At 71.3% G+C, this 9,524-nt stretch carries 4 protein-coding genes; all 4 read left to right on the top strand.

Annotated elements, in window-relative coordinates; genetic code table 11:
- Window positions 1-688 (top strand): metallophosphoesterase family protein (locus AC1DY5_RS29660; RefSeq protein WP_478117268.1); only part of this gene is annotated, 688 nt, incomplete at its 5' end.
- A complete protein-coding gene (locus tag AC1DY5_RS29655; RefSeq protein WP_478117266.1) occupies window positions 685-3,348 on the top strand; it encodes an AAA family ATPase in 2,664 nt (887 codons plus the stop codon). The genes AC1DY5_RS29660 and AC1DY5_RS29655, both read left to right, overlap by 4 nt.
- Before the next feature lie 9 nt (window positions 3,349-3,357).
- A complete protein-coding gene (gene recC / locus AC1DY5_RS29650; RefSeq protein WP_478117264.1) occupies window positions 3,358-6,879 on the top strand; it encodes an exodeoxyribonuclease V subunit gamma in 3,522 nt (1,173 codons plus the stop codon).
- Window positions 6,876-9,524 (top strand): exodeoxyribonuclease V subunit beta (gene recB / locus AC1DY5_RS29645; protein WP_478117262.1); only part of this gene is annotated, 2,649 nt, incomplete at its 3' end. The genes recC and recB, both read left to right, overlap by 4 nt.

Genomic DNA, 9,524 nt, shown 5'->3' with positions numbered 1-9,524 from the left:
GCTGCGCATCGGGCTCGGGCACGGCAGCGTGCAGGGCATCCTGGCCGAGGGCATCGATTCGGCCAATCCGCTGGCGCCCGAGCGTGCCGCCAGCGCGCGGCTCGATTACCTGGCGCTGGGCGACTGGCATGGCTGCAAGCGCATCGACGCCCGCACCTGGTACGCCGGCACGCCCGAGCCCGACCGCTTCAAGGCCAACGACGCCGGCCAGGCGCTGCTGGTGGAGATCGTGGCGCCGGGCGCCGAGCCGCAGGTCACGCCGTTGAGGGTCGGACAGTTCCACTGGCAGCTGCTGAATGCGCACCTGCATGTCGCGAGCGATCTCGATGGTTTGCTCGAACAGCTGGCCGGGCTCGGCGCCTCCGACATCGTGGATTTGCGCGTCCAGGGCCGCATCGACCTCGCGGGCCGTCAGCAACTGCAGGCCGCGGTCGGCAGCGCCGAGGCGCGGGCGCGCCATCTGCAGGCAGACCTGTCGGCGCTGCAACTGGTGCCGACCGACGAGGACATCGCGGGCTTGCAGGCCGACGGCTACCTGGGCGAGGTGATCGACGAACTGCGCGAGGCCCAGGCCGGCACCGACCCGCAGGCGCGCGCCGCGCAGGACGCGCTCGCGCTGCTGGCCACCGCACTGGTCGAGCGCGCGCCGACAGTCGCGATCGTTCCGCTGGAGGTGGCTGCGGCATGAACCTGCAGATCACCCGACTGCGCGTCGAGCAGTTGCGCCGATTCCGCAAGCCGCTGGAGCTGCGCGGCTTCGAGCCCGGGCTCAACATCCTCACCGGCCCCAACGAGGCCGGCAAGAGCACGCTGGTGCGCGCCATCCGCGCCGCCTTCTTCGAGCGCCATCGCTCCACCGTGGTCGAGGACCTGCGCCCCTGGGGCGAGGGCAGCAGCGCGGCGCCGCAGGTCGAGCTGGACTTCGTGCTCGACGGCCAGCCGCACCAGCTAATCAAGAGCTTCCTCGGCAAGAAGCGCTGCACGCTGCGCATCGGCGTGCGAACGCTGGATGGCGCCGACGCCGAAGACCACCTGGCCCAGAGCTTTGGGTTCGCCTTCGCCAGCAAGGGGGCCAGCAAGCCCGAGCACTGGGGCATTCCGGGGCTGCTGTGGGTCGAGCAGGGCACCAGCCAGCTGCTGGATGTGGACCCCGCTCGCGACCATCTCCATGACGCGCTGCAGGGGCAGGTCGGTGCCGCGGCGGGTGCGCTGGCCGCCACCGGTGGTGATGAACTGCTGGAACAGTTCCGTGCCCTGCGCAACGAGCTGCTGACGCCCGCCACGGGGAAGCCTGCGGGCGCGTACGCCGAAAGCGCCAGGGCAACCGTCACCTTGCAGGCCGAAGTCGATGCCCTCGACGCCCAGATCGCCACCTACCGCCAGCAGGTCGACCAACTGGCCGCGCTGCGGCAGCAGCACCGGGCCGACGAGGCTGCACAGCCGTGGGAAGCATTGCGCCAGGCGCTCGCCGCCGCCCGCCAGCGCCAGCAGGCGCTGGAGGCCAGCCAGGCGCAGCTGCAAAGTGATCGAACCCGGCTGCATCAGCTCGAAGGCACGCGCGGCCTTCTCGCGAAAGAACTCGAAGGCCTGGCGCGGCAGCAGTCCGATGCCGCCTCGCGTGCACAAGCGCTGGCGCAGGCCGCCGAGCAGTTGCAGGCGGCCGATGCGGCGGTGGCCACGGCACGCGAGCATGCGGAAGCGGCGCGTTCGCGCGCCGACGCGGCCCGCGAGGCCTCGCGCATCGCACGGCAAGAGGGCCAGCGCGACAGTCTGCGGCAGCAGCTACAGCAGGCGCAGGCCGAGGTCGCCCGCAGCACGGAAGCCCTGCAGCACGCCGAAGACGCCGAGCAACGCATGGCCGCACTGCGCGCTGCTGCTGCCGCCGCGCCCACCATCGGCAAGGCCCAGGTGCAGCGGCTGTTCGAACTCGACCGTGCCGAGCGCGATGCCTCGCTGCGGCGGCAGGCCGTGGCCACGCGCTTGCAGTTCAATCTGCCCGAGGGCCAGACGCTCGGCCTGCGTACCCAGGGCGAAAGCCTGGCCCTGCAAGCCCGCGGCGAACGGCTGCTCGATGCGCCGACCACGCTTCAGTTGCCCGGCGGCGGCGAGATCGTTATCACGCCCGGCGGCGAAGACCTGGCGGATCTGGCACGCAGCCATGCCGAAGCGCAGCATGAACTGCGCTCCGCGTTGCTGGCGCACGGCGTGCCGGGCCTCGTGGATGCGCAAGCCCGGCTCAGCGCCGTCACCGATCGCGACGCTCAGATGCGCTTGGCCGAGCAAGCCTTCGCGCTCGTCGCGCCAAAGGGGTTGGAGCCGCTGCGCAGCGCCCTGGCCGCCGCGCAGTCGCGCATCCATTCGGCGCAGGAAGCCCTGGCCCGCCTGCCTGCCGCTCCGGTCGAGGCCGTGTTGCCGCCGGACCAGGCCGAGGCCGAACAGGACGCCGCGGCGGCCACCGAACAAAGCACCGCCGCGGCGCTGACCCAGACCCAGCGCCGCCAGTCCGTGGCGCAGAGCCTTCATGGCACGGCCCGGAACGAACAGCTCGCGGCCCAGGCGGCATTGGCCGATCCGGCCCGCACGCAGCGCCGATCCGAAGCGCAGCAGCAGCTGCTGGCCACCGGCGCCGAGCACGATGCGCTGGCAGCGCGCATCGAGGAGGCCAGCGCCCAGGTGCGCGAGGCCCGGCCCGACATCGTGGCCCAGGACATCGACCGCCTGCAGCGCAGCATCGAGCAGATGACGCGCAGCCACCAGCAGCGCCGCGAGGACATCCTGCTGCTCGAGAACACGCTGCAGCAGGCCGGCGCGCAAGGGCTCGAGGAGCAGCGCGATGCCCTGGCCGGCCGGCTCGCCCAGACGCGCCGCCGCCATGCCGAACTGCAGCGCCGCGCCGAGGCGCTCAACCTGCTGTGCGGCAAGCTCGACGCCAAGCGCCAGGCCACGCTGGCCCGCCTGCAGGCGCCGCTGCAGGAGCGGCTGCAGCACTACCTGCCGCTGCTGCTGCCCGGCGCCACGGTGCAGATCGACTCCGGCCTCTCGCCCGGCACGCTGACCCGCACGCAGGAAGGCGGCGCGACCGAATCGGGCCAGGTGCAGGACCTGAGCTTCGGTGCCCGCGAGCAACTCGGCCTGATCAGCCGCTTCGCCTACGCCGACCTGCTGCAGCAGGCCGGCCGGCCGACCCTCTTGATCCTCGACGACGCGCTGGTGCACAGCGATGCGCCGCGCCTGGCGCAGATGAAGCGCGTGCTCTTCGACGCCGCCCAGCGCCACCAGGTGCTGCTGTTCACCTGCCACCCGCAGAATTGGCAGGACATGGGCGTGTCGCTTCGGCCCCTATCCTGACACCCCGCAATGACCGACCCTGTTATCTTCCCCGGCTTCATGGCCGTTCACAGCAACCATCCGGAAGCGCTGCGCGACCTGATGCTGGCCTGGATGGCGCGTCATCCGCTCGCGCCGCTGGAGGACGAATGGGTGCTGGTGCAGAGCAACGGCGTGGCGCAGTGGCTCAGGCTGTCGCTGGCGCGCAATGCGGCGCAGGGCGGGATCGGCATTGCCGCCGCGCTGCAGACCGAACTCCCGGCCGCCTTCATTTGGCAGGCCTACCGCGCGGTGCTGGGCGCCGACGCCGTGCCCGCGGCCTCGCCCTTCGACAAGCCGCTGCTGGTCTGGCGACTGATGCGCCTGCTGCCCGCGCTGCTCGACGAGGAAGTGTTCGCGCCGCTGCGTCGATTCCTGGCCGACGACGCCGACCTGCGCAAGCGCCACCAGCTGGCCGAGCGCCTGGCCGACCTGTTCGACCAGTACCAGGTCTATCGCGCCGACTGGCTGACCGGATGGGCCGAGGGCCGTGACCTGGTCGTCGCCAGCCGAACCGGCGCCCAGCCGGTGCCCGACGAACTGCGCTGGCAGCCGCGCCTGTGGCGCGCGCTGCTCGACGACATCGGCACGGCTGGCGCCGCCCACAGCCGCGCCGCCGTGCACCAGCGCTTCATGGCCGCGGCCGCCGGCTGGCAGGGCGAGCGGCCGGCCGGCCTGCCGCGGCGGCTGGTGGTGTTCGGTATCTCCTCGCTGCCGCAGCAGTCGCTCGAGGTGCTCGGCGCGCTGGCGCGCTGGATGCAGGTGCTGATGTGCGTGCACAACCCCTGCGAGCACGACTGGTCGCACATCGTCGCCGACAAGGACCTGCTGCGCGCCGAGCGGCTGCGGCAGCGCCGGCGCCCGGGCGGCGAAGGCGTCATCGCCGAGGAGAGCCTGCACCTGCACGCGCAGCCGCTGCTGGCCGCCTGGGGCAAGCAGGGCCGCGACTTCATCCGCCTGCTCGACGCCCACGATGCGCAGGAGGCCTACGCGCAGCAATTCGAAGCCATCGGCCAGCGCATCGACTGCTTCGATGCCAACCCGCAGGACACGCTGCTGCGCCAGCTGCAGGACGACATCCGCGACCTGCGTCCGCTGGCCGAGACCCGCGCCAAATGGCCCGCGCTCGATGCGCAGGCCGATCGCTCGATCCGCTTCCACATCACGCACGGCCCGCAGCGCGAGGTCGAGGTGCTGCACGACCAGCTGCTGTCGGCCTTCGCGGCCGATGCCACGCTGCGTCCGCGCGACGTGATCGTGATGGTGCCCGACGTCGCCGCCTACTCGCCGCACATCCAGGCCGTGTTCGGCCTGCTGGCGGCCGACGATCCGCGCTACGTGCCCTACACGCTGGCCGACCAGGGCCAGCGCCACCACGACCCGCTGCTCGGCGCGTTCGAGAAGCTGCTCGCCCTGCCGCAGTCGCGCATCGCCGTCAGCGACTTGCTCGACTGGCTCGAGGTGCCGGCGCTGCGCGCCCGCTTCGGCATCGACGAGGCCCAGCTGCCGCTTCTGCACCGCTGGATCTCGGCGTCCAACATCCGCTGGGGCCTGCATGCCGAGCAGCGCCGCATGCTCGACCTGCCCGAGGCGCTGGCGCAGAACAGCTGGGACTTCGGCCTGCAGCGGATGCTGCTGGGCTATGCCGTGGGCAGCGGCGAGGCTTGGGAAGAGGTCGAGCCACTTGACGAAGTGGGCGGCCTCGACGCCGCGCTGCTCGGGCCGCTGGTACAGCTGCTGGCCTCGCTCGAAACCCACTGGCGCACGCTGGCCACGCCGGCTTCGCCCGCGGTCTGGGGCGAGCGCTTGCGTGCCTTGCTGGCCGCCTTCTTCACGGCCGACGAAGACCGCGACGGCTTCACGCTGAAGCGCCTCGAGATGTCGCTGCAACAGTGGCTCGATGCCTGTCACAGCGCTGCCATGGCCGAGGAGATTCCGCTCTCGGTGGTGCGCGAACACTGGCTCGCGCAGATCGACCAGCCGACCCTGAACCAGCCCTTCTTCGCCGGCGCCGTGACCTTCGCGACCTTGATGCCGATGCGTGCGATTCCGTTCCGCGTGGTGGCGCTGCTGGGCATGAACGACGGCGACTATCCGCGCAGCCGCGTGCCGATGGACTTCGACCTGATGGGCCCCGACTACCGGCCCGGCGATCGCTCGCGGCGCGAGGACGACCGCTACCTGTTCCTCGAGGCGTTGCTGTCGGCGCGCGAGCAGCTGCACATCAGCTGGGTCGGCCGCAGCATCCTCGACCATTCGGAGCGCCCGCCCTCGGTGCTGGTGGCGCAGTTGCGGGACCACCTTGCGGCCGGCTGGCGATTGGCGGGCGACGAGGGACCGACGCCGCCAGAAGCCGGCAAGCGGCTGCTGCATGCCGTGACCGTGGAGCACCGGCTGCAGCCCTTTCATCCGGCCTACTTCTCGCTCGGCGGCGATGCGCGGCTGTTCAGCCATGCGCGCGAATGGCGGGCCGGGCTGCTGGCACGCCCGACCGATGTGGAAGCCGTTGCGTCGGCCTTGGCGCCCTGGGCCTTCGATGGCCCGCTCACGCTGCGCCTGCTCGCCGACTTCCTCAAGGACCCGGTGAAGAGCTTCTTCCGGCAACGCCTGGGCATCCACTTCGAGGCCGACGATCCGGTCGGCGAGGACGAGGAGCCGTTCGCGATCGACGCACTGGAAAACTGGCAGCTGCAGAACGAATTGATCCAGGCCCAGCGCGCGGCGCTGGAGGCCGGGGGCTCGCGCGAGGAGGCGATGGCCGCGCAACTCGCGCGCATGGCGCGCCGCGGCGATCTGCCGGCCGGCCACTTCGCCGACCTCGCGCAGGAGCGACTGGCCGAGCCGATGGAGAAGATGTTCGCCGAGTACGCGAAGGCGCTGGCCGAATGGCCCGAGGCACTGCCCGATGCTGCGCTCAACTATCTGCCCGAAGGCCTCGCAGAGCCGCTGCGACTGTCCGACTGGCTCGGTGGCCTGCGCGCCAACGCGCATGGCGAGCGCTGCCGCCTGCTGCTCGACAGCGGCAGCCTGGTCAAGGAAGGCCGCTACCGCCTCGACAAGCTGGTGCCTTTCTGGGTCGCGCACGTGGCGGCGCATCTGGAGGGCGGATCGATCACGAGCCGCATCGTCAGCAAGGCCGGCAGCGTGACCCTCGATCCGCTGGACCCGGAACAGGCCCGGGCCTATTGGTCGGTGTTGCTCGACGCCTGGCGGCAAGGCCTGGACCGGCCGCTGCCGCTGGCGCTGCGGAGTGCTTTGGCCTGGCTGGGCAAGGGTGGTTCGCAAACCGATCTGGCGGCTGTCGTGCCGCGCGAAGCGGCGCGCGCCAGTTACGAGGACAGCGACCCGCAGTACGGCAAGTTCGGCGAATGCGACGGCAATGCCTACCTGGCCCGCGCCTATCCCGATTTCGAGGCGCTGTGGTCCGATGGCGAGTTCGCGCGATTGGCCTTGGTGCTGCTGAAGCCGATGGGCGACGCGGTCGGCCGGGCGCCGGCGAAGGAGGCCGCATGACATTGCCCTCCCTGCTCGAACCCTTGAGCTTCCCTTTGCGCGGCAGCCGGCTGATCGAAGCCAGCGCCGGGACCGGCAAGACCTTCACGATCGCCGCGCTGTATCTGCGACTGGTGCTAAGGCATGGCGGCGAGGCCGCCTTCACGCGGCCGCTCGCGCCGCCCGAGATCCTGGTCGTCACCTTCACCGATGCCGCCACCAAGGAGCTGCGCGACCGCATCCGCGCCCGGCTGGCCGAAGCGGCCGAGGCCTTCCTTGCCGACCCTGCAACCGTGCAGCCGAAGCCGCCGGGCGAAGACCTGCTGCACGAACTGCGCGCCGACTATCCGGCCTCTCAATGGCTGGCCTGTGCGCGCACGCTGCGGCTCGCCGCCGAGTGGATGGACGAGGCCGCCGTGTCGACCATCCACGGCTGGTGCAACCGCATGCTGCGCGAGCATGCCTTCGACAGCGGCAGCCTGTTCACGCAGACACTCGAGACCGACCAGCGCGAGCTGCAGGCGGAAGTCATGCGCGACTACTGGCGCAGTTTCTTCACGCCGCTGGCGCCGGCCGATGCGAAGCAGGTGCATGGCTGGTGGGCCACGCCCGACGCCTTGCTGAAGGCGGTCGAGAAGCTGGTGGGCTTGAGCGATGTGCTGGGCGAGGGCGCTGCCCCCGCAGCGGCATTGCAGCGGGCGCGCGAGCACACCGGGCGCGAGCTGTCCGTCCTCAAGGCACCATGGGCCGGCGACGAAGGCTGGGCTGCCGAGTTGCTGGCCGGGCTCGAAGCGGCTGCCGCCGCCAAGCAATGCAAGCTGCCCAAGCGCAAGGAGTGGATGCAGAAGCTGCGCGACTGGGCCGAGGGCGATGCACTGCTGCCCGCGCTGACAAAGACCGCCTGGGACCGGCTCACGCCGGGTGGATTGAGCGACGGCTGGAGCGGCGATAGCGCGTTCCTGCGCCATCCCGCGCTGCACGCGTTGGCCGGCCTGCAGGACGCCATCAGGGCGCTGCCCGACGGCCGCCAGGGCGTGTTGCGCCACGCCGCCCGCTGGACCGCCGAGCGCTTCGCGAGCGAGCAGGCGCGCCGCGCCCAGATGGGTTTCGACGAGTTGCTGACCCGGCTCGACGCTGCCCTGCAGGGCCCCAACGGCGAGCGCTTCGCGGCTCTGATCCGGCGCCAGTTCCCGGTCGCGCTGATCGACGAGTTCCAGGACACCGATCCGCTGCAGTACCGCATCTTCAACGCCGTCTACGACATCGCCGCCAACGCGCAGGACACCGCTGTGGTGCTGATCGGCGATCCCAAGCAGGCGATCTACGCCTTCCGCGGCGCCGACATCCACACTTACCTGGCTGCGCGGCGCGACACCGAGGACCGCCACGCCACGCTGGCCACCAACTTCCGCTCGACGCCCGCGATGGTCGAGGCGGTCAACCGCGTCTTCATGCAAGCCGAGGAGCGCGAAGAAGGGCAGGGTGCCTTCCTGTTCCGCGCGCGCGGCGAGAACCCACTGCCCTTCCTCGCGGTGCAGGCCCGGGGCCGCAGCGAGCGCTGGACCGTGGCCGGCGAACCGGCCCCCGCGCTCACCTGCTGGACGCTCGATGGCGACCCGCCGCCCGGCAACGGTGAGGCCCAGCGCCTGCTGGCCGCCGCCTGCGCGACCGAGATCGTGCGCCTGCTCGCCGATGGACTTGGAGGTCGCACGGGCTTCGCGAAACCCCGCGAGGCACTGCGTCCGGTACAGCCCGGCGACATCGCGGTGTTGGTCAACAGTGGCCGCGAGGCCACGGCCGTGCGCCAGGCGCTGGCCCAGCGCGGCGTTCGCAGCGTCTATCTCTCCGACAAGGATTCGGTCTTCGAGAGCCCGGTGGCGGCCGAGCTGCAGCGCTGGCTCGCCGCCTGCGCCGAGCCCAATGACGATCGCCCGTTGCGCGCCGCATTGGGCAGCGCCTCGCTGGCGTTGAACTGGACCGAGCTCGATCGCCTCAACCACGACGAGCTGCAGTGGGAGGCGCGCGTGCTGCAGTTCCGCCGCTACCAGCAGACCTGGCGGCGCCAGGGCGTGCTGCCGATGCTGCGCCACCTGCTGAACGATTTCGGCGTGCCGCAGCGCCTGCTGACCGCAGGCGACGAACGCACGTTGACCGACCTGCTTCACCTGGCCGAGCTGCTGCAACAGGCCAGCGCGCAGCTCGACGGAGAGCACGCGCTGATCCGCTGGCTGGCCGAGCAGCGCGAGGACAGCGGCAGCGAGAACGAGGCGCGCAAGCTGCGCCTCGAAAGCGATGCCGACCTGGTCAAGGTCATCACGGTGCACAAGTCGAAGGGGCTCGAGTACCCGCTGGTCTTCCTGCCTTTCGCGACCGCCTTCCGCGCCGCCAAGGCCGATGATCTGCCGCTCAAGTGGCACGACGAGCAGGGCCGTCTGGTGGTCGCGCTGCAGGCCGATGCCGACGCGCTTGCCCGCGTCGACCGCGAGCGCCTCGGCGAAGACCTGCGCAAGTTGTACGTGGCGCTGACGCGGGCCCGCTATGCCACCTGGGTCGGCGTCGCGTCGCTGGCCGGCGTCGAGCGCAGCGCGCTCGGCTACCTGCTGGGCGGGGGCGCGTCGCTGTCGGCCTCGGCGCTGACCGAGGCCCTGCTCGAACTGGCCAAGACC

This window comes from Variovorax sp. P4_D9 (genome assembly GCF_056401695.1).
The sequence above is the reverse complement of the archived record's forward strand: the minus strand, read 5'-3'. Positions and strand labels throughout refer to the sequence as shown.

Coding starts and splice junctions, on each gene's coding strand:
- AC1DY5_RS29655 (WP_478117266.1), top strand. CDS start 685: ATGAACCTGCAGATCACCCGACTGCGCGTCGAGCAGTTGCGCCGATTC.
- recC (WP_478117264.1), top strand. CDS start 3,358: ATGACCGACCCTGTTATCTTCCCCGGCTTCATGGCCGTTCACAGCAAC.